This is a genomic window from Luteimonas sp. Soil_C_5 (assembly GCF_057656615.1).
The window spans coordinates 166,643-191,395 of the sequence record NZ_JBDGKA010000005.1; the positions used below are offsets into that span (position 1 = coordinate 166,643).

The 24,753-nt window shown below is 70.2% G+C and carries 21 protein-coding genes; 14 read left to right on the forward strand and 7 right to left on the reverse strand.

The features are described from left to right. A complete protein-coding gene (locus tag AC3A5K_RS15095) occupies window positions 1–2,193 on the forward strand; it encodes a xanthine dehydrogenase family protein molybdopterin-binding subunit (protein ID WP_487618372.1) in 2,193 nt (730 codons plus the stop codon). Window positions 2,194–2,317: 124 nt separating this feature from the next. On the opposite strand, the gene AC3A5K_RS15100 is transcribed toward AC3A5K_RS15095, so the two are convergent. From AC3A5K_RS15100 to AC3A5K_RS15130, 7 genes are all read right to left on the reverse strand, one after another. Next, the gene (locus AC3A5K_RS15100; RefSeq protein ID WP_487618373.1) at window positions 2,318–3,265 is read right to left on the reverse strand and encodes an HNH endonuclease; all 948 of its coding nucleotides are present in this window, start codon (window positions 3,263–3,265) and stop codon (window positions 2,318–2,320) included. A 137-nt stretch (window positions 3,266–3,402) separates the two neighbouring features. Next, window positions 3,403–4,302: an ADP-ribosylglycohydrolase family protein gene (locus tag AC3A5K_RS15105; RefSeq protein WP_487618374.1), complete on the reverse strand. Its 900-nt coding sequence runs from the start codon at window positions 4,300–4,302 to the stop codon at window positions 3,403–3,405. Between the two features lie 99 nt (window positions 4,303–4,401). Next, on the reverse strand, window positions 4,402–4,785 hold the full coding sequence (locus AC3A5K_RS15110) for a hypothetical protein (protein WP_487618375.1): 384 nt from the start codon (window positions 4,783–4,785) through the stop codon (window positions 4,402–4,404). A 16-nt stretch (window positions 4,786–4,801) separates the two neighbouring features. Next, window positions 4,802–7,003 carry an exodeoxyribonuclease V subunit alpha gene (gene recD, locus AC3A5K_RS15115; RefSeq protein ID WP_487618376.1) on the reverse strand — a complete coding sequence of 734 codons (2,202 nt, stop codon included), beginning with the start codon at window positions 7,001–7,003 and terminating at the stop codon, window positions 4,802–4,804. Continuing rightward, on the reverse strand, window positions 7,000–10,623 hold the full coding sequence (locus AC3A5K_RS15120) for a UvrD-helicase domain-containing protein (protein WP_487618455.1): 3,624 nt from the start codon (window positions 10,621–10,623) through the stop codon (window positions 7,000–7,002). The genes recD and AC3A5K_RS15120 overlap by 4 nt, the downstream gene beginning before the upstream one ends. After that, a complete protein-coding gene (gene recC, locus AC3A5K_RS15125) occupies window positions 10,614–14,012 on the reverse strand; it encodes an exodeoxyribonuclease V subunit gamma (protein ID WP_487618377.1) in 3,399 nt (1,132 codons plus the stop codon). Before recC ends, AC3A5K_RS15120 begins: the two co-directional genes overlap by 10 nt. A 55-nt stretch (window positions 14,013–14,067) precedes the next feature. After that, a complete protein-coding gene (locus AC3A5K_RS15130) occupies window positions 14,068–14,439 on the reverse strand; it encodes a winged helix-turn-helix domain-containing protein (RefSeq protein WP_487618378.1) in 372 nt (123 codons plus the stop codon). 475 nt (window positions 14,440–14,914) lie between these two features. Here AC3A5K_RS15130 and AC3A5K_RS15135 point away from each other — a divergent pair, with 475 nt between their 5' ends. From AC3A5K_RS15135 to AC3A5K_RS15195, 13 genes are all read left to right on the forward strand, one after another. Then, complete coding sequence (locus tag AC3A5K_RS15135) at window positions 14,915–15,712, forward strand: ABC transporter ATP-binding protein (RefSeq protein ID WP_487618379.1); 798 nt, start codon at window positions 14,915–14,917, stop codon at window positions 15,710–15,712. Further along, a complete protein-coding gene (locus AC3A5K_RS15140) occupies window positions 15,712–16,455 on the forward strand; it encodes an MlaE family lipid ABC transporter permease subunit (RefSeq protein ID WP_487618380.1) in 744 nt (247 codons plus the stop codon). The genes AC3A5K_RS15135 and AC3A5K_RS15140 overlap by 1 nt, the downstream gene beginning before the upstream one ends. Before the next feature lie 78 nt (window positions 16,456–16,533). Then, complete coding sequence (mlaD, locus tag AC3A5K_RS15145) at window positions 16,534–17,088, forward strand: outer membrane lipid asymmetry maintenance protein MlaD (RefSeq protein WP_487618381.1); 555 nt, start codon at window positions 16,534–16,536, stop codon at window positions 17,086–17,088. Window positions 17,089–17,102: 14 nt separating this feature from the next. Then, window positions 17,103–17,750 (forward strand): MlaC/ttg2D family ABC transporter substrate-binding protein, encoded by a 648-nt coding sequence (locus AC3A5K_RS15150; protein WP_487618456.1) that lies wholly within the window; start codon window positions 17,103–17,105, stop codon window positions 17,748–17,750. 20 nt (window positions 17,751–17,770) lie between these two features. Beyond that, a complete protein-coding gene (locus AC3A5K_RS15155; RefSeq protein ID WP_487618457.1) occupies window positions 17,771–18,037 on the forward strand; it encodes an STAS domain-containing protein in 267 nt (88 codons plus the stop codon). A gap of 58 nt (window positions 18,038–18,095) precedes the next feature. After that, a complete protein-coding gene (locus AC3A5K_RS15160) occupies window positions 18,096–19,169 on the forward strand; it encodes an MlaA family lipoprotein (RefSeq protein ID WP_487618382.1) in 1,074 nt (357 codons plus the stop codon). Between the two features lie 205 nt (window positions 19,170–19,374). After that, complete coding sequence (locus AC3A5K_RS15165; RefSeq protein WP_487618383.1) at window positions 19,375–19,521, forward strand: hypothetical protein; 147 nt, start codon at window positions 19,375–19,377, stop codon at window positions 19,519–19,521. 38 nt (window positions 19,522–19,559) lie between these two features. Beyond that, on the forward strand, window positions 19,560–19,721 hold the full coding sequence (locus AC3A5K_RS15170) for a hypothetical protein (RefSeq protein ID WP_487618384.1): 162 nt from the start codon (window positions 19,560–19,562) through the stop codon (window positions 19,719–19,721). Between the two features lie 223 nt (window positions 19,722–19,944). Beyond that, window positions 19,945–20,091 carry a hypothetical protein gene (locus tag AC3A5K_RS15175; protein WP_487618385.1) on the forward strand — a complete coding sequence of 49 codons (147 nt, stop codon included), beginning with the start codon at window positions 19,945–19,947 and terminating at the stop codon, window positions 20,089–20,091. A 105-nt stretch (window positions 20,092–20,196) separates the two neighbouring features. Further along, on the forward strand, window positions 20,197–20,613 hold the full coding sequence (locus AC3A5K_RS15180; RefSeq protein ID WP_487618386.1) for a hotdog fold thioesterase: 417 nt from the start codon (window positions 20,197–20,199) through the stop codon (window positions 20,611–20,613). A gap of 55 nt (window positions 20,614–20,668) precedes the next feature. After that, window positions 20,669–21,469, forward strand: coding sequence for a lysophospholipid acyltransferase family protein (locus AC3A5K_RS15185; protein WP_487618387.1), 801 nt, complete (start codon window positions 20,669–20,671; stop codon window positions 21,467–21,469). Continuing rightward, on the forward strand, window positions 21,466–22,578 hold the full coding sequence (locus AC3A5K_RS15190; protein ID WP_487618388.1) for a YheT family hydrolase: 1,113 nt from the start codon (window positions 21,466–21,468) through the stop codon (window positions 22,576–22,578). Before AC3A5K_RS15185 ends, AC3A5K_RS15190 begins: the two co-directional genes overlap by 4 nt. 81 nt (window positions 22,579–22,659) lie before the next feature. After that, entirely contained in the window at window positions 22,660–24,729 is a 2,070-nt protein-coding gene (locus AC3A5K_RS15195; protein ID WP_487618389.1) for a tetratricopeptide repeat protein, read from the forward strand. Window positions 24,730–24,753 lie beyond the last annotated feature (24 nt).

Consider the following 24,753-nt stretch of genomic DNA (forward strand, 5'->3'; position numbering starts at 1 on the left):
ATGCAGACGCGCTATCCCGATACGCGCCGCGTGGATGCCGAGGACAAGGTCCGCGGTCGTCCGATCTATGCGGCGGACCGTCTGCCCGCAGGCCTGTTGCATGCGGTGATCGTCAGCGCGACGATCGGACGCGGGCAGCTGGTGGCCCTGCACGTGGATGCGGCCGCCGCGATGCCCGGCGTCGTGCAGGTACTCACACACCGCGACCTGGGCGATGTGCGGCCGCCCGGTTTCGTCATGGGCGGCGGCTTCGGGGTCCAGAGCATCCAGCCGGTGCTGGAGACGCGCATCGCCTACCGCGGACAGCCGATCGCCGTGGTCGTGGCGGAGACGCTGGAGGCCGCATCGGCCGCCGCGCATGCGGTGCACGCCGAGTACACGACCGAGCCGCACCGCGTGCAGATCGACGACGCGCCGGAAGCGGACATCGTCGCCCAGCAGGGCTCGCCGCTGCCGCAAGCGATGTTCGCCGACCGCGTGGTGGGCGATGCCGACGCGGCCTACGCCGCGGCCGCGGTCCGGATCGACGGCCGTTACACCGCGCCCACCCAGCACCAGAATCCGATGGAGCTCATCGCCACGGTCGCCGAATGGCGCGGCGATACCCTCGTCATCCACGAAGGCACGCAGAACAGCGGCGCCATCCAGCACGGTCTCGCGCATCAGCTGGGCATTCCACCGGCGCGCGTGGTGGTGGTCTCGCCCCAGGTGGGCGGCGGCTTCGGCCAGAAGAATTCCCTGCAGGGACAGACCGTGCTGGCGGCCGTCGCCGCGCGCCTGAGCGGCCGTCCGGTCAAGCTGGTGGTGACGCGCGCGCAGACCTTCCACCACGCGAGCTTCCGCCCCGCGTCGCGGCATCGCGTGCGGCTCGGCGCAACGCCCGAAGGCAGGATCACCGCGGCGATCCATGAGGTCGATCAGCAGACCTCGCGTCACGATCTGTTTCCGGCGGTGTATGCGGACGTGACGTCGCGGTTCTACGGCGTGGCGAACTTCCGCGGGCGCGAGCGCCTGGTGCGCACCGACGTGCAGACACCCGGCTACATGCGCGCGCCCTACGAGCACACGGGCGGCTTCGCCTACGAAAGCGCGGTCGACGAACTGGCGCATCAGCTCGGCCTCGATCCCGTGCAGCTCCGGCTGGCCAACGACGCCACCGTGGATCCGATCACCGGCAAGCCGTTCTCGTCGCGCCACGTGCGTCAGACGCTGGAAGAAGGCGCGCGCCGTTTCGGCTGGGACCGCCGCTCACCGGCGCCCGGCTCGATGCGGACACCGGGCGGCGACTTGCTGGGCATGGGCGTCGCCATCGGTCTGTACAAGGGCGCGACCGCCGCCGCGGGCGCGATCCTCGAACTCCGGGCGGACGGCACGGCGACGATCGCCGTGTCCGGTCACGAAATGGGACAGGGCATCCGCTCCACGATCGCCAACTACGTCGCCGGGCAACTCGGCCTCGTACCCGGCGACATCACGATTTCCGTCGGCGAGACCGCGCAGGTCGTCCAGCATCTGACGGCGGGCTCATGGGGCACCGCGACCGCATTGCGCGCGGCCGGCGTCGCGGTGGACACGCTGGCCGGACAGCTGGGCGTGGCGGCCGGCGACGCGCTCGGTGCACTGCGTGAGCAGGGCCGTGCGCAGCTGCAGGTGGAGGTGCGCAGCCGCGCGCCGGGCCAGCCCGAACAGGCGGTGGACCGGCTGGAGACCGGCCAGGTCGCGACGGTCGGCCCGGTGTATCCGGACTTCGTGACCATGAGTTCGATCGCGCACTTCGTGGAAGTGCACATCGAGCCGACCACACGCCGCATCCGCATCCCGCGCGTGGTCAGCATCGCCGACTGCGGCGCGACGATCAGTCCGGTGACCGCGATCAGCCAGGTCCGCGGCGGCGTCGTCTGGGGCATCGGCGGCACCCTGTACGAGGCCAGCGAATCCGATCCGCGCTACGGCGGTTTCCTCAACGCCAGCCTCGAGGAGTACGTCACCGCGGTCAACGCGGATATCGGCGACATCGAAGTAGGCTTCGTGGGCATCCCAGACGCGCGCATCAACAGCGCAGGCGCGAAGGGCCTGGGCGAAGTGGTGATGGCCGGCGTCGCACCCGCGATCGCCAACGCCATCTTCCATGCGACCGGGCAGCGGCATCGCGATCTGCCGATCCGGTTGGATCACGCGTTTGCGGACGCCTGAGGACAGTGTCGGGCGTGCGCTACGACCGCTGTGACGGGCGAGTGTCGGCGTTCCAGCCGAGCGACGCGCCGAGATCACTCGACGCGCCGTGGCGCTCGTCTGCGCCAGACAGCGTGCGTGCTCGCTAAGCGTCCAGGGCTTCGAAGCCGAACCGGCTGCGGTGATCCTGCAGATACGCAGCCTGCGCACTGCTGATCGGGCGGGACAGCTGCACCTGCACGCCGATGACCCCGGCTTTCACCAGCTCGGCGACATCCAGGTCGTCGGCGTACAGCGCAGTACCGTCGTCCGCGAACGACAGCAGTCCGCGATCGAACAGGGCATCCAGGGTTGCGACCAGCGGCAGCCCGTTCTGCGGATCGTGGCGCTCACGATCGTTGGCGTCCCGCCAGGGCTTGATGTGCGATGCGCGCAGCAGCTCGCTGCGATCACAGCCGGTCACCGCGCAGCGGCCGTCCCACAGGTCCAGGACATCGCGCCTGAAGCCGCCTTGTCCGATGCGCGCGAGGATCTCGCTCAGCCGCTCGGTGCCGCCTTTGATGATCTCGGCGATATCGTCTTCCAGGCGCGGCTTGGAATCGACGGTGGCATGCGTTTGCGCAGCGCCGGGATCACCGGCAACGGAGGCTTCGTAATCTGCCGGCATGGCGCCGCTTCCCTCGGTCCAGCGCGCGGTCTCTGCGGATGCCAGACCCGCCTTCAAAGTGTCCAGCATGCGGCCGAACGCCGGATCGCCGTCGATGTCCGCCAGCTCGAAGACATCCGCGCGAAGCGCCTTCCATGACTTGCCCAGAATAGTCTTGATCCGGCCTCTCAGTGCCTCGTTCTCGGAGCGGAAGGTGACATAGCCCCGTCCGTCCCGGTGATAGATGCCGAACAGCGGGCTGCCATATCGCGCGTCACGCGGCTTGCGGCCGAAGGTGACCACATGGGTCGCATTCTTGGCCAGATACACGTCGATGGTTGGAAAGCGCACCCGGATCTGGTGCAAGACCTCGTCGAAACCGCGCCACTCGGCCTCGGTGAATTCGGGATAAGTGGCGTTGGCCACGGGATCCTGCTGCATCTGCATTGCTGTCTATCTTCCTTGTCGTTGCGCGCCCAGCCGGGTTGGCTATGCGATGTCATGAACTGCGCATGCCTATCGGCACCGCTGGTCTCAACTTGAGTGGGCGAGATACGCCGCGAAGCGGACGTGTCGCAGACGGGTCACCGCTGCCGGAGTGCCAACGCCAGTGAGTGAATTGCGTCGTAATGGAACAGGATCGCGCGCCAGTCCTGTGGAATGGCTTCGAGGCCATGGAAAGCGCCGGCAATCTGACCGCAGACGGCGGCAGTCGAGTCCGCGTCGTCGCCTAGGTTTGCCGCCATCAGGACGGCTTGCTCGAAATCGGTGGCGTGCCAGAAGCACCAGAGTGCGGCTTCCAGGCAATCGACCACATAGCCGCGTCCGTGTATTCGGTCCGCGCCCGCGGTGAGGTAGTCCTTGCGGGCAATCCTGTCCATACCTGGGGGCAAGGCCACGTCATCCGCGGCCGCGAGCACCGTCGCTTTGTCTGCTGCACCGTGCAGCGCGGCATGCAGGATCGCGACGAGATAACGGCAGGCCGCCAGGCACTCGTCGGCGGCGTGGGTCGTGCGTGAACTGAGCACCGCCGCATCGAGTGCTGCCTGACGATCATCGAAGAAGTACATCGCTACCGGCGCTAATCGCATCAACGATCCGTTGCCCGCGGTGGCCGGATCGCATGGGCCGGCCAGCGGATTGCCACTCCGACGGAAGCGCATCAGTGAGGCGGCGACCGTCTTTCCCAGGCCGAACGCATGCGGACGCGTCGAGTGGTGGCCCGTCTCCGCCCAGCGCCAGTAGCGCTGCATCTGGTCCAGCGGATCGCTGCCACCAGAGGCAATCAAGCTCTCACCCAGGCAGAGCGCCATGGCCGTGTCATCGGTCCACTCGCCGGGCCGGAGTTCGAACTTGCCGCCGCCGTGCATGCCCTGCACCGGCGGAAACCTGCCACGACGATAGAACTCGACGGGTCCGCCGATGGCGTCGCCGCAGGCGAGACCGAGCAGGCATCCTTCGAAGCGCTGTTGCGTGTCGGTCATCGATCTGTCGGTCACGTTCGGAATGCGATCGACATTCTCGAGAAGTTCTGTCTCAGGGACTGACACCACGGTCGACGGAGTCGCACACGCAGTGTCACGTCAGCCTTCGGGATCCAGCCGGGATGACAAGCGCCCAGCCAGATCGATCATGGCGTCCTGGCGCTCCGACCTCGGGCCCAATGCCTGGAACCGCAGTGAGCCGAACTTTTCCTTGACGCACGCGGCGACCAGCTGCGGTGCAGCGTTCTCGTCCGTTTCCCATTGCAGTGCTTCGCACAAGGCATCGACGATCGGAAGCCACGTATCTGGACAGCTGAAGCGACGCGCGGGCTCAGGAAGTAGATGGCGGCTGTCGGTTGCGAAGATCTGTGGATACTTCCGGAAAAGACGCTCTACAGCCGGGTCTTGCATCAGCGCATCTCCTGGCACGTGTGGGCAGGGCAGGTTGCCGATGGCGCCCGTCCGCGCGCTGGCAAGCGCCATCGTGTTCTGCGGATCGTCAGAACAGCAGACCCTGTGCCGGCGCAGAGGTTGCGCCGGTGTCCACGTCGCCAGGCGAGGCGACGTCGTTATCGCTATCGCCCAACCGCCAGCCCAGTCCCGACCAGCGGCTGGCGTGCCGCGCGAGCGCTTCGGTGATGACGTCGGCACGCGCGGCGATATGCAGCGCGCTGCGGGCGCGGGTCATGCCGGTGTAGACGAGTTCGCGCGACAGCACGCGGTTGAAGCGCTCGGGCAGCACCAGCCAGACCTCGTCGAATTCCGAGCCCTGCGCCTTGTGCACGGTCATCGCGAATGCACTGTCGTGCGCGGGTAGCGCGGCGGGATGGAAGGGGCGCGGATGCGCCGGATCGTCGCCGGGGAACCACGCCATGACCGCGCCGCTTTCGTCGGCGAGGCAGATGCCGATGTCGCCATTGAACAGGCGATGGCGATAGCTGTTCTCGGTGACCAGCAGCAGGCGGCCGTGGAAGTAGCCGGGGCCGGCGCCGCGACGCGTGCTGCCGCCGAGCCCGCTGCCAGACAGCATGGCCTCGATGCGCGCATTGAGTCCGCGTGCGCCCTGCGGCCCTTCGCGGACGGCGGTGAGGAGGCGCAGCCGACCGGCGAGCACGAGCGCTTCGGCCGGATCTGTGGTGTCGGCGAGCGCGGTCCAGTGCGCGAGCAGATGTTCGCGGTGCGCGGCGAGCGGATCGGACTGGCCGTCGTGGAAGTGCACGCCCGCGAGTTCGCCGGCGCGCAGCAGCGAGAGTGCGGCGGTGGCATCGCCGTCGCGCACGGCAGTCGCGAGCGGCGCGAGATCAAGGGCCGCGCTCTGGCGGTAGCCGCGTTGCAGGTGGATGCGGCGGCCGGGGAACATCGACGTGTCAGGGCTTTCTCTACCGTCATTCCCGCGCATGCGGGAGGTGCTTTCCAACAGTGCGCCGCGCTGGTCATCCAGGGACTTTGCGTTTGCTTCGTCCAAGGGCTTCGGATGACTCGTAGCGGGCGCTACTGAAGCACGCGTTGCGTCGTGCGCGGAGAGAACATCTGAAGGCCGATGCAGAGTCCCTGGATTACCAGCCATTCGGTTGTTGGAAGCCCCGCCTGCGCGGGAATGACGATCCGAAGAATGTGAAGCCGAAGTCGCTGGGCCCCGGCCTTCGCCGGGGCGACGGGCCGGGGCACCGAGCAGTATCTGCAATGCATCGGCGTCGTCAGCAGCGATGTCCGTGCCGTTCCCGGCCGCACGCAGAATCCCGCTGAGCACATCGCCGGCTTCGACCGAGGGCAGCTGGTCGGGATCGCCGAGCAGCACGAGGCGCGCGCCGTCGGCGACGGCTTCGACCAGTTTGGCCATCAGCGGCAGATCGATCATCGAGGCTTCGTCGACGACGACGACATCGAACGGCAGCGGGTTGTCGGCGTGGTGGCGGAAGCGCGGGCTGTCGGGAATCGTGCCGAGCAGGCGGTGCAACGTGGTGCCGGCCGTGGGCAATACGTCGAGCAGTGCGGCATCGACACCGGCTGCCGCGAGCGTCTGCACAGCCCTGCGCACGCTCTCGGCCATGCGCTCGGCGGCGCGGCCGGTTGGCGCGGCGAGCGCGATGCGCGGCACGGGACTTCCGGCCTGTTGCGCCTGTGCGGTGAGCAGGGCGAGCAGACGGGTGATGGTCGTGGTCTTGCCGGTGCCAGGGCCGCCCGTGACGAGGACGAGGTTGTGGCGCAACGCGACCGCGGCGGCGAGGGCCTGCAGATCATCGCCTGTGCGGGTATCGGGAAACAGGCGCGCGAACAGCGGCGCGAGCGCATCGGTGACGTCTGTTTCCGGGGTCTGAGCGCCGATGCGGCGCAGGCCGAGTGCGAGGCGGCGTTCGTATTCGCGATAGCGGCGCAGGTAGAGCAGGCCGTGTTCGAACACCAGCGGCGTATCGGCGATGGATTCGGTGTCGCCGTCGCCGGGTTGCGAAATCCACGGCGAAGCCTCGAGTGCCGCGCGCCAGGTCTCGGGTGCGGGCCAGTCGATGTCGGCGTCGATCAGACGCTGCGGCGAGCCGGGATCGAAACCGGCGTGACCGTTGGCGACGGCGAGCGATGCCAGTGCGGCTGCAGCGAGCACGGTGTCGGGCGTGGCGGGATCGAGGCGCCGCAGCGATTGCGCGAGCGCGTTGTCGAGCATGCGCAGGGCGCCGGCGTCGCGGAGGGCCTGCAGCAGCGTCATGCCGCAATCTCCGTGTCATGGCCCGCGAACAACCGATCCAGCGCATCCACCAGCGCCGGCGCGAAGCGCCACGCCTGCACACCCGGCGCGTCGTCGCGTGTCGCGTCCAGTCCGCGGCAGAACAGATAGCGCACGCCGCCGAAGTCGCGCGAGTAGTCGTAACCCTCTCCCAGACGGAAGCGCAGCCAGCGATGCAGCGCGACGGTGTAGATCAGCGCCTGCAGGTCGTATTCGCTGTGTGCCATCGCGGCGTCGAGTTGCGCGGGGCCGTATCCGGGCAAGCGGTTGGTCTTGTAGTCGAGCACGTACCAGCGGCCGTCGTGCACGTAGGTCAGATCGATCAGGCCAGTCATCAGGCCTTCGAGCTGGCGACGCGTGCCGAAACCGCTGCGGGCGCGCAGAACATCGTGACGATGCAGAAGGGCGAGCAGGGCGTCGATGCGCGTCGGTGCGAGCGCGAACTGGAATTCGATTTCCGGGCGACGTGCGTCGGGCGGCACATCGGCGAGGCGCACGCCTTCGGGCAGGGTGACGGTCAGCGTCTGGCCGACGAGCGGGGTCAGGACCTCGATGCCGTCATCGAGATCGGCGTCGGCATACCCGGCGGCGCGCAGGCGCTCGACGATGACATCCGCATCGGCCTCGGGTGCAGGCGCACCGGGCGTCCACGCGGACCAGTGCGCGAAGTCGCTGCGTTCGAGGACATCGTGCAGCACCACGCCGAAGCGTGCACCGGCGAAGCGCGGATCGTAGGCATCGGTCTCGACCGCAGCGTCCGGTGCGGCATCGGGATCGACAGCGGGTTCGTCCAGGCCACCGGGCGCGGCCTGGGTGGACGCGCTCGATGCATCGTGGCCGGACTCGGCATTCGCCAGCTGGGTGAAGCTGTAGACCCACCAGTCGCTCAGCAGCGAGCGCGTGGCGACGCGCGCGGGCGGCACGGCGTCTTCGGATTCAGGCGGCAGCCACGGCAGCGATGCGGGCGGGGTCTGCGTGTCGATGCGGATGGCAGCGCCCAATGCTTCGGCCAGCGCGTCCGGGGTGTCGATCATGTGTGCGATCGCGGCCTTGTCGTAGCCGTAGAACTTCCCGCCCGCGAGCCACAGCGCGTGCCGCGCGCGGGTCAGGCCGACGTAGAGCAGGCGTGCGTCTTCCGCGCGCTGGCCGTCCTGCCAACGCTGCTTCGCCTCATTCCAACCCGAGCGCGACGGCAGCAGTTTCCAGTGCAGGGCGCGGCCGTCGTCGTCGGCCACGGTGACGTGGCGGCCGGCGTCCCGCGGCTTGCCGCCTACGCCGGCGAACGGCAGGAACACGAGTGGATATTCGAGACCCTTGCTCTTGTGCAGCGTGACCACCTGCACCCGGCGCGCGTCGGATTCGAGGCGCAGCAACTGGCTGTCGTCGTCACTGCTGGCAGCGGCGATCGCGCGCGACAGCCAGTCGACCAGACCGTGCAGGCCCAGCGCATGCGCCTGCGCTTCCTGCAGCAGTTCGGCGAGTTGCAGATAATTCGTCAGGCGGCGCTCGCCATCGAGCAGGCCGAGCAGACGGCCTGCGTGCGCGGCGCAGAGATCGGTGATCAGGGCGAGCGGGCCACCGCGTTGCAGACGGTCACGCCAGCCGAGCGCGGCGAGCTGCCAGGTGCGCAACGCGTCACCGTCCTCGTCGAGTGCGGCGACCTGCGTCGCGTCCTCGCCGACCAGCACCGTCGACAGCGCCATGCGCAGGCGGCCATCGTCGGCGCCGTGCAGCAGTGCGAGCAGCAGCGCATGCACATCGCGCGCCTCGGCGGTTGCAAACAGGCTCTGCTTGCCGGCCGCGACCGCGGGAATGCCGACCATTGCCAGCGCGGCACGGATGCGCGTGGCCTCACTGTGCGAGCGCACCAGCACCGCGATATCGCCGGGCTGCACCGGTCGACCTTCGATCAACGCCGTGCCTGCCCTCGCCTCGCTGAGCACGTGATGGATCTCGGCGACGCAGGCCTGCGTGGCGAGTTCGCGCGAACGGCCGGCGCTCCAGGGTTTGACCTTGCCCTTGTGGTCGGGCGGCGGATCGGGCGCCTGCCATAAGGTCAGCGCGGGCGCAGGCGCGCCATCGCGCAGATAGTCGTCATCGCGACGCACGCCGCCCGGGGCGACTTCGCGAAACCGGATGCGGGCATCGACGAACGGCGGGTGGCCTGCGCCTTCCGCCTGCGCGTACAGCGCCGCGACTGCGCGCAGCACACCGGGGCGCGAACGGAAGTTCAGCGCAAGCGGCGGCGCGAGTTCGGCCGAGGCCTGCGCGGCGAGATAGGTTTCGACATCGCCGCCGCGGAAGCCGTAGATCGCCTGCTTGGGATCGCCGATGACGAACAGCGCCGGCGCGCCACTGGCGGCGCCGAACACGCGTTCGAAGATGCGCCATTGGCGCGGATCGGTGTCCTGGAATTCGTCGACCAGCGCGACCCGGTACTGCGCACGCAACTGCGCGACCAGCGCATCGGCCTGTGGGCCGTCGACGGCATCGGCAACACGGTCGATCAGATCGTCGTAGGTCTGCACGCGCTGCTGCTGCTTGAAGCGGTCGACGCGGGCACGCGCGTCATCGCGCAGGCGATGCAGCAGTTCGACGCGGCGCGCGTCCTGCCATTCGGCGATTTCGTCGAGCGCATCGAGATATGCGGGAATCGCATCGCAGATCGGCGAGTCCGGCGTGCGTCCGGTGCCGGCCTTGTTGGTCTTTTCCAGTAACCGCTCGCGATGCAGATGCGGCAACTTGGCGTGTTGGAACGGGGCGTCGTGATTGCCGGCCGCGCACCAGGTGCGCAGATCGGCGAACAGCGCGGTGATCCAGTCCGCCTTGTAGCTGGCGCCGTGCAGGATTTTGTTGTCGACGGCCTCGATCAGCGACGCGCGGAAGTCATCGCCGTGCGCCTGGAACGCATGCGCGAGCGCGGCACCGGCGGCGCGCAGACGCGGCGCGGGATCGTCGGGCAGGTCGGACAGTGCAGGACGCAGCACGCGTTCGCGCACCAGCGGCGACAGATCGCCGGCGAGGGCGAGCGGGCCGCCCGACCACAGGCTCAGCAGATCATCGGCGGCATCGGGCTCGACGCCGTGCGAGCGCCACAGATCGGCGGCGATCGCTTCGCGCAAGGCGGTGTCGCTGGCCATCAGCTCGGGCGCGTCGAAACCCTGCCCGGCTTCCAGCGCATGTTCGCGCAGCACGCGCGCGCAGAAGCCGTGGATGGTGAAGATCGCCGCGAGATCGATCTCGTCGGCCGCCGTGCGCAGACGGCGCCGCAAGGCATCGGCGCTTTCCTCGCCGCGCGCGAGATGCTGCGCGAGCACGGTATGGGTCAGCGCGGCTTCGGGCGAGGCGTCATCGCCGATGTCGGCCTCGACCAGTGCCTCGGCCATCTTCAGGCGCGTGTGGATGCGGCTGCGCAGTTCCTGCGTCGCGGCTTCGGTGAAGGTCACGGCGAGAATTTCGCCGATGCGCAGACCGCCTTCGACGACGAGCCGCACGACCAGCGTCGCCAGCGTGAATGTCTTGCCGGTGCCGGCCGAAGCCTCGATGGCGCGCACGCCATCGAGCGGCAGCAGCAGGTAGGGATCGGCGCTGCTCATTCCGATTCCTCCACGTCGAGTTCCGCGGCGATCGCGCGCAGCGCGTCGGGATCGGTGCCGCCGTAGACCCTGCCGGAGACGACCGCATTGAAGACCGTCAGCGCCTGATCGACGAATGCGACCTGCGTGGCGGCGTCGGTGAAGGGATCGCGCCCGCGCAGCGCGAGGCGCAGGGCTTCGGTATTGCCTTCGCCCCAGCTGCGGTCGCTGCCGTGCCACTTTTTCGCCGCGTTCTGGAGACCGCGTTCGAGCGTCGGCGCGTTGAACAGTTCCCAGCCGCTGTAGGGCGCGAACGGTAACGGCGCGCGCAGGCCCTGGGCGCGCAGCGCGATCAGGTGCGAGAGCAGGGCGCAGGCCTCGTGTGGCGCGAGCGTGGCGCGTGTGTGCGGACCGGCGCCTGCATCGCCGCCATCGTGGAACTGCACCAGCGGCGTCTCGAGTCCGGCCGCGCTGGCGAGCAGCCAGTCGAGACCGTCGCGGATGGCGGAATTGCCGTTCGGTGCATCGAAGCGGATGCGCGCGATGCCGTGTGGATACACGTCGGCGAGTCGCCCGTGCAGGCGCACGCCTTCAATTTCGGTCTCGATGCGCGGTGCATCGGCTATCGCATCGCCACGCCAGGCGCCAAAGGCCTCGGCGTAACCGTCGACCTCGCGTCGTATCGCTTCGAGCGTGCGACATCCCAGCGGCCCGGTCGGCAGCAGGCCGCGTGCGCGGAGCAGGGCCTGCGTGGTCGCATCGTCGTCACCGCGCAGACGCGCCTCGAACACCGCGCGCTGCAGCTGCTGTTTCGCGAGGCCGCGGCCGGGTGCGAGCAACGGTTCGACATCGCCTTCGAGCGTGTCGACCTCGGCCAGTCGCATGCCCAGCCGCTGGCGCAGGAAGGTCTCGGCCGGCGCCTGCAGGAACCGGCGCAGCGCATCGAGCGACAACGCGTCGTCCGCGTCTTCGATCGGCGGCAGCACGGTGCCGTCGAACCAGGCCGGCAATGCACTGCGCCGCTGCACCGGCTGCGATGCGGCCTGCCACCACTGCTGGCGGTACGAGAAGCGACGCGGCTCGTCGCCGGCGCCGAAGGCGGCGGGCGCGAACGGTTGCAGCGGGTGATGTACGACGAGACCGGCTTGCGCATGTGCGTCCGGCGCGTGCTGCGCATCGGCGGCGGCCAGCAGTTCGGTGACCAGCACCGAAGGCTCGCGCACGCTGCCGTCGCGCGGGTCCGCGCCCTGGTAGCTGACGTAGAACACGTCCTGCGCAGCGGCGAACAGCTGCAGGAACAGGAAGCGGTCGTCGTCGCGCGTGCTGCGGTCGCCGATCTGGCGTCGATCGGTACCGAGTTCGGCAGTCAGGCGATTCAAGCCGGCGGCCGAATCGCGACGCGGGAAGTCGCCGTCGTCCATGCCGAGCAGGCAGATCGCACGGAACGGCAGCAGGCGCATCGGCACCATGCGGCCGACGCTGACGCCGCCGGTCAGCAGCGGTGCGCGCGTGTCGGCCTCGCCGAGCACGGCGGCGAAATGCGCGCGTACGGCCTCCGACGGCACCGGCGCATCGAAACCGGCGCGCGTGGCATCGGCGGCGAAGGCATCGATCAGGCTGCGCAGGCGATCGAGCGCGCGCTGGGTGGCGGGCGCGGATGGCGGTTTCGGCAGCAGTGCGTCGAGCAGCCGCAGCAGGCGATCGCGCCAGGCATCGGGCGGCATCGCATCGCCGAGGTCCTGCGCGTGGCGTGCGAGTACGCGTAGCAAACGAATCAGCGTGTCGAGCGCGTCGAGCGCGCTGCCTTCGAGTTCCGGCAATGGTGCGATGAGGTGGCCGGATGCGGTCGCGATCGGCGCATCGCTGCCGCTGGCGTGGCCGAGGAGCAGGCGGTCAAGCGCGAACGCCCAGGTGTAGGCATCGTCGGCCGGCGCGTCGAGACGCGCACGATGCGCGGCGTCGATGCCCCAGCGCGCACCGGCCGCGAACAGCCAGGCATGCAGCCGTGCGAACGCGCCGGCATCGAGCCCGGCGGATTCGGCCAGCGGTGGGCTCGCCAGCAGATCCAGCGTTTCCTCCAGACCAAACCGCGCGACCGGCAGTGCGAGCAGGCGCAGGAAAACATCGGCCAGCGGCTCGCCGGCGAGCGGGCTGGCATCTGCCAGCGCATAGGGAATGTGCTCGTGCGCGGCCTGCCCCTCGCGGCCGCGACCGCCGAACACCGCATCAAGATACGGAATGTAAGGGTCGATGTCCGGTGCCAGCACCGCGACATCGCGCGGCTGCAGCGGCGGATCGAAGCGCGGATCCTCGAACAACGCGCGCAGCTGGTCGTGCAGCACCTGCAGTTCGCGCAGGCGCGTGTGGCAGGCGTGGACCTGCAGACTGGGATCGTCGCGTCGCAATGCGGGCAGACGCGTGCGCGGATCGTCGGCGGCCGGCGTCAGCGGCGGTGACGGCAGGCGCTGGAACAGATCCGACTGCAGACGCCGCAGCAGGCTGCCGTGCAGCGCGCCGCCGCCCTCGGCGGGATCGGCATCGCTGCGCAGTTCGACATCGGGATGCACGACTTCGTAGCTGCCGAGCACGGCCATGAAATCGCGGCCGGCGTGGCCCCAGGCCTGCAGCAACGGATTCTCGGTACGCGCGGCCTCGGCGCCGCCGGCGCGTACGCGCTGCAGATCGCCCCAGTAATCGCGGCTGGGGGAGGGCACGTAGAAATGCAGCGTGCCGACGCGCGCCTGGGTGGCGAGCACGCGCAGCACGTCGGGCGAGACGTTGAGCGTGGCGAACGCGAACAGACGTGGCGGCAGACCGACGGGCAGCGGCGCGTCTGGGCTTTCGAAGCGGTCGAGATACTGCTGGATGCGCCGCGCGCGATGCTGGCGACCGCGCGCGATGCGCCGCCACAGGATGGCCTGCGGATCGTCGGCATCCGCGCCTGCTTCCCAGCGCAGCAGCCAGTCGCGGCGCCAGGCCTGGTACTTCTCGAATACCGAGGCGAGTTCGCCGGCCAGCGCCCACGGCCGCAACGGATCGACGCTGTCGACATGCGCGCGCAGCGCGGCGAGCGCGGGCTGGGCGAGGAAGGCCGGATCGGTCAGCGCGGCATACAGATGCCAGCGCAACGCGGCGGCGTCGGGTTCGTCGGTCGGTGGGCCGAGATTCGCCGACAGCGCCTTGCCGACGAACTCGCCGGGGGTCACGAATTCCAGATTCGCGGCGACGCCGTGTTCGGCAGCGAGCGTGGCCTGCAGCCAGCGCCGCATCGCGACCTGTGGAATCAGCACCACGTCCGGCGCCAGCAAGGACTGCCCGGGCGCCGGCGTGCGCAGCGCGTGCGCCATCAGGCCCGCCAGCACCTCCAGCGCATTGGAGTGGTAGAGGCGGAAGTCGGGCGAGGGCGATGCAGGCATCCGGAGATTGTGCCGCAGCGCGTCGCAGCGCCTGCGATCCACTGCCCCCGACGGCCTAGTCGCCGGCGTCTTCGACGTGCAGCTGCGCCTGCAGCCAGGCCAGTTCGTCGGCGGCGGCGTCGGCCGCGCGCGCTTCGATGCGCCGATAGGTTGCCAGCATGCGTTCGCCGAACTGCGTCAGGCTGGCGCCGCCGCCGCCGCTGCCGCCCGTGCTGGTGGCCACCACCGGTTGCCGGAAATAGCGGTTCAAGGTGTCCACCAGATTCCAGGCGCGCCGGTAGCTCATGCCCATGCGGCGTCCGGCGGCCGAGATCGAGCCGGTGTCGCGGATGCCGTCCAGCAGGTCGGCCTTGCCCGGACCGAGCACGATGTCGGGCGCGAAGTGCACCCGCAGGCGCAGGCGGCCGGGTGGTCTGTCGGCGGACATCCGGGCTCTCGCTGGAAACGGGGCGCCAGTCTACGTCGCGGTCTGCGGGCGTCGTGGTGTCGGACGCCTCCGCACGGGCGTCCAGACATCCGTGGACGTGCCGGTGCCGGTGCAGGGTGTGCGCCGGGGCGATCGCTGTCCCGCGGTGCCGGAATGGTGCGGACGCTCGGGTCGATCGTGCGGGCGAGGGCGCAGGGTGACCGCCGACCCCTGACACCGCGTCATCGGCGCGTTCCGCCCGCTGCATGCGACAAGCGAAGGCTTCGGCGCGGCGGCTCGACACCGGTCCCCACCTCGCGTGTGGACCTGGAGTTCCGCGCATAGCGGGACACAGCCGCCCGGTCATGGGCCAATTTCTGTACTCATCAGTTCACTGACTGGGTTAAGATTCAGTTTGTTCTCGCCATGCTCTGCGGGTTTCGCGCGGTCCTTGCCCCTGCAACCGTGCCTCCATTTTCTGCGTACACACACCCGAATGCCCGAATCCAACGCCCCCGCCGTGCTGCTGCGCGACGTCCGCCTCGACCGGGGCGGGCGCAGCGTGCTGTCCGGCATCGACCTGTCGGTGCCGCGCGGCAGCGTGACCGCGGTGCTCGGGCCGTCGGGCAGCGGCAAGTCGACGCTGCTGTCGGCGCTGACCGGCGAACTTGTGCCGGCGGCCGGCACGGTCGAGGTGTTCGGTCAGCGCGTGCCCACGCGCACCCGCGATCTGCTCGAATTGCGCAAGAGCATCGGCGTGCTGCTGCAGGGCAACGGCCTGCTGACCGACCTGACCGCGGGCGAGAACATCGCCCTGCCGCTGCGTCTGCACACGAAATTGCCGAAGCCGGTGATCGCGCGTCTGGTCGCGATGAAGCTGCAGGCCGTCGGTCTGCGCAACGCCGGCGATCTGTATCCGCGCGAGCTGTCGGGCGGCATGGCACGTCGCGTCGCCCTGGCGCGCGCGCTGGCGCTGGATCCGCCGCTGATGATCTACGACGAGCCGCTGACCGGGCTGGACCCGATCGCCTCGGGCGTGATCATGAGCCTGATCGCGCGGCTCAATGCCAGCCTCGGCCTGACCAGCATCATCGTCACCCACCACGTGCACGAGACCCTGCCGATCGCCGACCACGCCATCGTGATCGCCAACGGCCGCATTGTCTTCACCGGAACGCCCGGCGAACTCGAGGCCTCGACCGATCCGCTGGTGCAGCAGTTCCTGCGCGGCGCGCCCGACGGCCCGATCGCCTTCGACCGCGGCGATCTCGTCGCCCGCACGGAGACCGCTTGATGAGCGCTGCCATCCGCTCCCTCGGCCGCGCCGGCCTGTTCTCGCTGTCGGTGTTCGCCGCCTCGAAGCCGACTGCCGACTTCTTCTCCGAACTGTTGCGCGAGATCTACAAGATCGGCGGCCGCAGCCTGCCGATCATCGCGGTCGGCGGCGCCTTCGTCGGCCTGTCGCTGACCCTGCTGGGCTACCGCGCGCTGGAAACCTACGGCGCCAGCAACCAGGTCAGCGTGCTGATCGGTCTGGGCCTGTACCGCGAGCTGGCGCCGGTGCTGACCGCGCTGTTGTTCGTCGGCCGCGCCGGCAGCTCGATCGCGGCCGAACTGGGTTTGATGCGTGCGACGGACCAGATCACCGCGCTCGGTCTGATGGCGATCGATCCGGTGGCCAAGGCCGTGGCGCCGCGGTTCTGGGCTGCGGTGATCTGCGTGCCGCTGCTGACCGCGTTCTTCTGCAGCCTGGCGCTGTCGGCGAGCTGGTTCCAGGCGGTGCAGATCCTCGGCATCGACAACGGCATGTTCTGGCAGACGATGCAGGACGCGGTCGATTTCCGCGGCGATTTCCTGATCGCGTTCGTGAAGTCGGCCGTGTTCGGCGGCACCGCGGCGCTGGTCGCCTCGTACGTCGGCTTCCACGCCGAGCCGACGATCGAGGGCACCTCGATCGCGACGACGCGCGCGGTGGTCAACGCCTCGCTGCTGGTGCTGATGTTCAATTTCGTGATGTCGGCGTTCCTGTTCCGCTGACGCCCCGCTGCGCGCGGCGATGAACCGCGTCCATTCCATTCACCGCCCTGTGGGCGGTCCGCTGCAAAGGTGACACCCATGACAAGCGCCCGTGGTCCCCGTCTTGAGTTCGCCGTCGGTGCGTTCCTGCTGCTGGCGCTCGCCTCGCTGCTGGTACTGGCGGTGGCGTCGACCAACGGCCAGTTCGGTTTTTCGCGCGGCGGCACCTACGAGCTGACCGCGCGTTTCACCAACCTCGGCCAGCTGCGTCCCAACGCCCCGGTGAAGATCGGCGGCGTGACCATCGGCCGCGTGACCAAGGTCGATCTCGATCCGGTGCGCTTCGATTCGGTGGTGACCCTGGCGGTCGAGAAGCGCTTCAACGAGATTCCGGTCGATACCTCGGCGGCCATCCTCACCGGCGGCCTGCTTGGCGAGAGCTACGTCGGCCTGTCGCCCGGTGGCGACATGGAATCGCTGCAGGCAGGCGAGGAGATCGCCTTCACCTCGCCGGCGGTGGACCTGATCCAGATGGTCGGTCGCTACATGTTCAGCGGCGGCGGCAATGATGCCGATGCCGCCCCGTCGACGGATGCCCCGTCCGACACCGCGTCGCCCGACGCGTCCCCCCGTGACGAAGGAGTCGTTCCATGATCCGTATGCCCCTGATCCGACGTGCGCTGCCGCTGGCCCTGCTGGCCGCCCTCGCGCTGCCCGGCGCCGCGTTCGCCCAGCAGGCCGCCGCGCCTGCCTCCGCCACCGCCCAGGCCGGTGCGCCGAGCCAGCTGGTGCTGGCCAACACCGAGCGCGTGCTGCGCACGCTGGAATCGCGCCGCGCCGAGTTCACCCGCGACCGTGGCGCGCTGCAGACGTTCATCAACGGCGAGTTCGACAAGATGTTCGACCGCGACTACGCCGCGCGCCAGGTGCTGGGCCGCCACGCACGCGGCGCGGCGGATGCCGACGTCAAGCTGTTCGGCGATGCGCTGGCCGAAAACCTGATGCGCCGTTACGGCTCGTCGCTGCTGGACTTCAACGCCCAGCTGCGCGTGCGCATCAAGTCCGAAACCCCGCTGCCGCGTGGCCTCGGCGTGCGCGTGTCGAGCGAGCTGCTGCGCAGCGGCGGCGAGCCGATTCCGGTCGACTACCTGATGCGCCAGAGCGGCGGCACCTGGAAGGTGTTCGACGTGATGGTGGAAGGCGTGTCGTTCGTGCGCACCTTCCGCGACCAGTTCGACCCGCAGCTGCAGCGCAAGTCGATCCCCGAAGTCGCGCGCGAACTGCGCAGCGGCCAGATCCAGGCGGCCGCCGAGTGACAACGCCGTCTTCGGCGGGCGTGCGCCGCGACGGCGACGCGCTGGCGTTCGCCGGCGCGGTGTCGGCCGCGACGGTGCCGGCGCTGTGGGCCGAGGCCCAGGCGCTGCGCACCGGTGCACGCCGGCTGGACCTGCACGGCGTGACCACGCTCGACAGCGCGGGACTGGCCCTGCTGGCCGAACTTGCCGACACCGGTGCGCTGGCCGTCGACGGCACACCGCCGGGCCTGACCGAACTGTGCGGTGCCTACCGTTTGACCCCGTCGCTGGGCTACGTATCGGCCTGAGCCACGCGTGGCCGTCGGCCATGTCCGCTCCGGACCGGTCCTCACCGGACTCCTCCCCATGTCCCTGTCCTCTCCGCTTCGTCTGATCGCCCCGCTGCTGGCCGCCGCGGTCCTCGCCGGCTGCGCCGGTACCGGTGCCCCGCGCGATCGCGTGCCGCCGCCGGTCGCCACCACGGCGGATGCACCGGCCGCGCTGGACGTGCCCTCGGTGGCCGATGCCGAAGCCGCCGATGTCCCCGCGACGCCCGATACCGCAGAAGTCATCGAGGCCTTCGACGACGCCGCCCTCGCGGCCGGCGATGCCAGCCCGGCCAACGGCACCCCGACCCAGGCCGAGCTGGACTACGCCGCGCTGTACGGCGAGTCCGTCTATGACCCGATCGCCGATCCCACGCTGCCTGCCGCCGCGCAGATGCCGCGCAGCTACGATCCCTGGGAGCCCTTGAATCGCCGGGTGTTCGCGTTCAACAGCGCGGTCGATCGCGGCATCGCGACGCCGCTGGCGCGCGCCTATGTCGCGGTGGTCCCGCGTCCGGTGCGGCTGGGCGTGGGCAACTTCTTCAGCAACCTCGGCCAGCCGGTCAGCGCGCTCAATGCGCTGCTGCAGGGTCGGCCGAAGGCGGCAGGGCAGTCGCTCGGCCGCTTCCTGATCAACAGCACGCTGGGCATCGGCGGCATCTTCGATCCGGCGACCGATGCCGACATCCCCCAGCAGAGCGCCGACTTCGGCCAGACGCTGGGCGTGTGGGGCTGGCGCAACTCGCGCTATCTCGAACTGCCGCTGTTCGGTCCGCGCACCCTGCGCGACGGCTTCGGCCTGGTCGGCGACGCGCCGCTGTCACCGCTGCGCCAGGTCGGCGACGACGAATGGCGGTACGGCCTGCAGGGCCTGCAGCTGGTGGATCTGCGCACGCGCCTGTTCGCGGTCGACAGCATGCGCGAGGGCGCGGCGGACGAGTACGCGCTGATCCGCGATGCCTGGATGCAGCGCCGCGCCTACCAGATCGATTCGGTCCGCCGGAGCCGGGACGAGAGTGACGACCTGCCGGACTACCTGTTCGAGGACGACGCGATGCCGACCGTGCCCGTGGATGTGATGCCGATCGTGCCAGGCGTGCCGACCCCGCCATGAGCACATCCGCCTCGAACGAAGCCCCGCATCTGCGGGGCTTTTTTTTTGGTCCGCATCCGGGCAGCGGGGCGCAATCACGAAGCACTGGCAAAAGTGTGAACGCCGGTTGAACAATTTCGTCCAATGACTTTCGGCATGTGGTGTTATCGAACGGTGGTGTTGTAGTCTACCAACACACCAAATCACAACCGCAACGGAGAACGCCATGCAGACCCAGACCGCCCCCCGCACCCTCGACCTCGCCGCCCGTGGCACCCGCCCCATCGGCACCGGTTACGGCCGCAGCAGCAGCTACGGCACCCCGCGCAGCTACAGCCAGTCCTCGGTCCCGGCGCGCTTCCGCGTCGTCTGACCCACCGCTCCGATCGCACCCACCACAGGATTCCCGCCATGAACCGCATGCACGCCATCGTCCACGCCGCCGCCGCCCGACTGCCGGCCATCGATCCCGCTTCCGGCCGTCTGCTCAGCCGCCTCGCCACGCGCAACGCCGGGTATGTCCGCCAGCGCTACGCCGCCGCCACGCTGCCCAGCCGTTTCCAGGTCGCCTGACCCGCACGTTTCCACTGATCCAGGAGTCCGCCATGCCCCGTCTCCATGCCGCCGTCCCCCGTCTTGCGCCGATGACCGCGCTGCCGGCGCGCAGCGTCGGAGACCGTGCAGGCGAACGCTTTGCCGGTCGCCCGTCACGGATGGCGACCCTACGTCCCCGGCCGCACCTGCACTGATCCCTGCGCGTCCGCGCAACCCGCTTCACTCTTTCCGGAGCTTTGCCATGTCCACTGTCACCGCCCCCGCCGGCGTCACGACCGGCCGCTTCGCCCCGACTGCCGCACCACGCGCCCAGGTCGTGTTCGGCACCGGCTATACCCGCCCGCGCTGGACCCCCGCGCCGTTGCCGGGCCGCTTCCGGATCCACTGACCGCATTCCGCCCGCGCGTGCGCAACGGTGTGTCGTCCAGACCGCCTGCGAGCCGCCGCCGAGGGCTTTAAGCTGGCGGGCTCCCCCGCACGGAATCCGCGCCGCATGTTCCGCACCGACACCACCGTCGAGCAGCTCAACGCGCTCTCGGCCGACACCGCGATCGCCACGCTCGGCATCGTGTTCACCGAAATCGGCCCCGACTTCCTGCGCGCGACCATGCCGGTCGACGCGCGGACCCATCAGCCTTACGGCCTGCTGCACGGCGGCGCGTCCGCCCTGCTGGCCGAAACCCTGGGCAGCACCGGCGGCGGCCTGGCCGCGCCCGAGGGCTGCGGCGTCGTCGGCATCGAGATCAACGCCAACCACCTGCGCGGCGTCCGCAGCGGCTTGGTCACCGGCACCGCGCGCGCCGTACACGTCGGCCGCAGCACCCAGGTCTGGGACATCCGCATCGAAGATGCCGGCGGCCGCGCGGTCTGCGTGTCGCGGTTGACCCTGGCGGTGATCCCGAAACCGTGAGGCTGCGCATTCATTTCGCTAGCCGGCGCAGCGCCGCATTGGGTATCGTGCATTCATGACGTCCCCCACCGTTTCCGCCGACGCCGGCGGCACGCCTGCGCGCGCGCTGCGCTACGCAGTCCGCGTGCCGATGCTGTTGTGGCATGTATTCGTGCATCTGCCGGTCGTGCTGCTGCTGGGCGTGCCCGCGCTCGCCGACCGCCGCCGCACCGGCGAAGCGCCCGGACATCGCGCCATCCGCTGGTGGCAGGGCGGGCTGATGTGGATCTTCGGCTTCCGCATGCGCCGGGTTGGCACGCCGCTGCCGGGCGGTGTGCTGTTCGTCGCTAACCACGTCAGCTGGATCGACATCTCCGCGCTGCACAGCGAGCGGATGATGGGTTTCGTCGCCAAGCGCGAGATCGCGGGCTGGCCGGTCGTGGGCTGGCTGGCCTCGCGCGGCGAAACGATCTTCCATCAGCGCGGCAGCCAGGAATCGCTGGGCGGCGTGCTGCACGAGATGGTCGCGCGGCTGCGCGACGGGCGCGGCGTCGGCGTGTTTCCCGAGGGCCGCACGCGGGCCGGCGACCACGTCGGTCCCTTCCATGCGCGGATCTTCCTGGCCGCGGTCGAAGCCAATGTCGCCGTGCAGCCGGTCGCGCTGCGCTACGGCGCCAATGGCGCGGCGCAGGCCACGGTCGCGTTCGGTGAGCGCGAGTCGTTCTTCGCCAATTTCCTGCGCCTGCTCGGTGAGCCGGTGCGCCCGGCCGAGGTCGTGTTCCTCGAACCGATCCTGCCCGGCAACACCGAAGGCCGTCGCCGCATCGCCGACGTGTCGCGCGAGCGCATCGTGGCCGCGCTGGGGCCGGTGGGATGACCACGCTGCATCCGCCTGCTGCGGATGCGCCCCCGGCGTGGGCGGACGGCGCGCGCGTCGTCGGCAGCGACTACGTGCCGCCGCTCTGGCTGCGCAGCCCGCATGTGCAGACCGTGCTCGCCAGCAGCCCCTGGCGGCGCCAGCGCGGCGCGAAGCGACTGGCTGCGACCGGCGCGGTGACCACCGAACATCTGGTCGACGGCGGCGAGGGCGTGCGCCTGCACGGACTGCACAGCCATGTGCCCGGTCGTGAATCGCGCGGCCTGGCCCTGCTGCTGCACGGCTGGGAAGGCAGCACCGAATCGAGTTACATGCGCCTGACCGCGGCGCGGATGCTTGCGCAGGGCTTCGAGGTGTTCCGGCTGAACTTCCGCGACCACGGCGGCAGCCACCACCTCAACGAGGCGATCTTCCACTCCAACCGCATCGACGAAGTGGTGCACGCGGCGGTGGATGTCGCGCGCCTGTTCCCGGCGCGGCCGATGGTCGCGGCCGGCTACTCGCTGGGCGGCAACTTCGCGCTGCGCCTGGGCCTGCGCGCGCCGGCTGCCGGTCTGCAGCTGGCCGGCGTGGCGGCGGTGTGTCCGGTGGTGGATCCGGCGCGGACCATGCTCCACATGGAGCGCGGCCACCGCCTGTACCTGCGGCATTTCGAACGCACGTGGCGCGCGTCGCTGCGGCGCAAGCGCGAGCTGTTTCCGCAGCGCCACACCTTCGACGACGCCACGCTGCAACTGGGCATGCGCGAACTGACCGACTGGCTGGTGCAGTCGCATACCGACTTCGGCACGCTGGACAACTATTTCGACGGGTATTCGATTGCCGGCGAACGCCTGTCCGGCCTGCAGGTGCCGGCCGACATCCTGATGTCGGCGGACGATCCGGTGATCCCGCTCGACGCCTTCCACGCACTGGCGCTGCCGGCGCACGCGCGGGTGGAAGTGAGCCGCTGGGGCGGGCATTGCGGGTTCCTGTTCGATGCGCGGCTCGACGGTTTCGCCGAGGGCTGGGTGACGGCGCGTCTGGCCACGCATGCCGACGCCGCGCGCGAAGCCGGCCTGCGCACCCGGCTGGCCGCCGCGGTGCAGGCGAATCCCGCCGGCGTCTGATCCCGCGCCGGGACGCGCCGGCATCGCTCGCTACAATGGCCGGCCATCCAGACGGACGGCCGCGCGCCGGCAGCAGACCCCATGCACGACAGCATTCTCGACGCCCTGCGCCGCGGCGCCCATGACGAGGCACTGGACCTCGCCCGCCAGGCCGTGGCCGACGCGCCGCAGGACGCCGCCGCGCAGCGTCTGCTCGCACTGGCCCTGCGCGCCAGCGGCGATGGCGAGGGCGCGCTGGCCGCGCTCGATGCCGCCCTGGCGCTGGCGCCGGACGACGCCGATCTGCACTTCCAGCGCGCTGGCATGCTGCTGGGCGGGCGCGATGTCGAAGCCGCGCTCGCCGCGCTGTCGCAGAGCGTCCTGCTGGATCCCAACCAGTACGGCGCCTATGTGATGCAGGCGCAGCTGGCGATCGGCCGCGGCGATCTCGACGAAGGGGAGCGCCAGCAGAAACTCGCTGCCCGCGTTGCCCCGGACCATCCCTGGACCACGATGCTCGAGGGCACCCTGGCCTCGCGTCGCGGCGACCACGACCGCGCGCTCGCGCTGCTGTCCGATGCATCGGCGCGTGCGCCCGAGGATCTGCAGGTCCTCAACGCGATGGCCTTCGCCTACCTCGCGCGCGGCCATCTGGCGTTCGCCGAGCAGTCGTTCCGCCGGGTGCTCGAAACCACCGGCCAGGCGCAGCTGCGCGGCCTGCTCGCGCGGATCGTGCTCGAGCAGGGCCGACCGGCCGACGCGGCCGACATGATCGCCGAGCTCAACGCCGATCCCGCCCAGACCAATCCGGTATGGCAGACGATCGGCGGCGAACTCGAACTGCGCGCCGGCCGCCCGGAGCGCGCATTCCCGCTGCTGCGCGCCGCGTTCGCGGAGATGCCGCAGTCGCGCCGCACGACCGAGGCCCTGGTCGGTCTGTGGACCCGCAACGATGCCGCCGACGAGGCCCGCGAGGCCATCGACCGCGCGCTGCAGACCGTGTCCGATGCCGACCACCTGTGGTTCGCCCGGTTGGCGTTCGAACCCATCGGCAGCGCAGCGGCCGCCGAGGTCGTCGAGCGCTGGAACACCCTGCGCCCGGACCATGTCCCCGCGCTGGTCGCGCGGATGAGCCACCACGCGGTCAGCGGCGATGCCGACGCCGCCGAAGCCGCGTCGCGAGTGATTACCGCGCTGCAGCCCGGCCACACGGTCGCCAACGAATTCCAGTTCAACCGGTTGCTCGAACGCGACCCCGGCGCGGCGGTGAGCTTCGCCGAAGGTCTGCTGCCGAACGCCCACGGCGATGCGCAGCTGATGTTGCGCCGCTGGATCGGCCTGGCCCAGGATGCCGCCGGACGCCACGCCGATGCCGTGGCGACCTGGCTCGCGACCAGCGTCGAGGCGACCGCCCACGCCGGCCGCGGTGGGGATCCCACCGAGCCACCCGCGGCATGGCCGCCGCTGGCCACCGTCGACGCGCCGCAGCCGCCGGTGGTCTTCATGTACGGCGCGCCCGGCGCGAACGCCGACCGTATCGCCGGCGTGCTGCAGCGCGTGGTGCCGGATTTCCGCGCCGACCGTTTCGCCGCGTCGGTGCCGGACGCGCTGCAGGACACCACCGCGCCGGCGCGCTTCGTCGCCGGCCAGTTCAACGCCGAGCAGGTGATCGGCAGCTGGCGCGCACTGCTGCCCGCGCGCGGCATCGAGCAGGGCGCGGTGATCGACTGGCTGCCGTGGTGGGACAACGCCTGGCTGTCGGCGCTGCGCCCGCAGTTGCCGAAGGCCCGGCTGCTGTTCGTCATCCGCGATCCGCGCGACATGCTGATCGACTGGCTGGCCTTCGGCACCATGCTGACGATGCGCATCGACGACGCCGACAGTGCGGCGGCGTGGCTGGCGCGCCATCTGGCGCAGATCGCCGACATCGTCGAGCAGGATCTGCTCACGCACACCCTCGTCCGCACCGATGCTCCCGCAGCCGATCTGCCGGCGCTGGCCGCCTCGCTGGGCCAGGCGCTTGGCGTGGAAGATTTCCCGGAGCCGCCGCGCGACCTGCTGGGACCGGACCGCTTCCCCACTGGCCACTGGCGCGCGTACGCCGAGGCGCTGGCCGGCCCGATCGCCGCGCTGACCCCCGTCGCGGTGCGACTGGGCTATCCCCGCGACTGATTCCGCCCTTTCGGAGGCACGCAT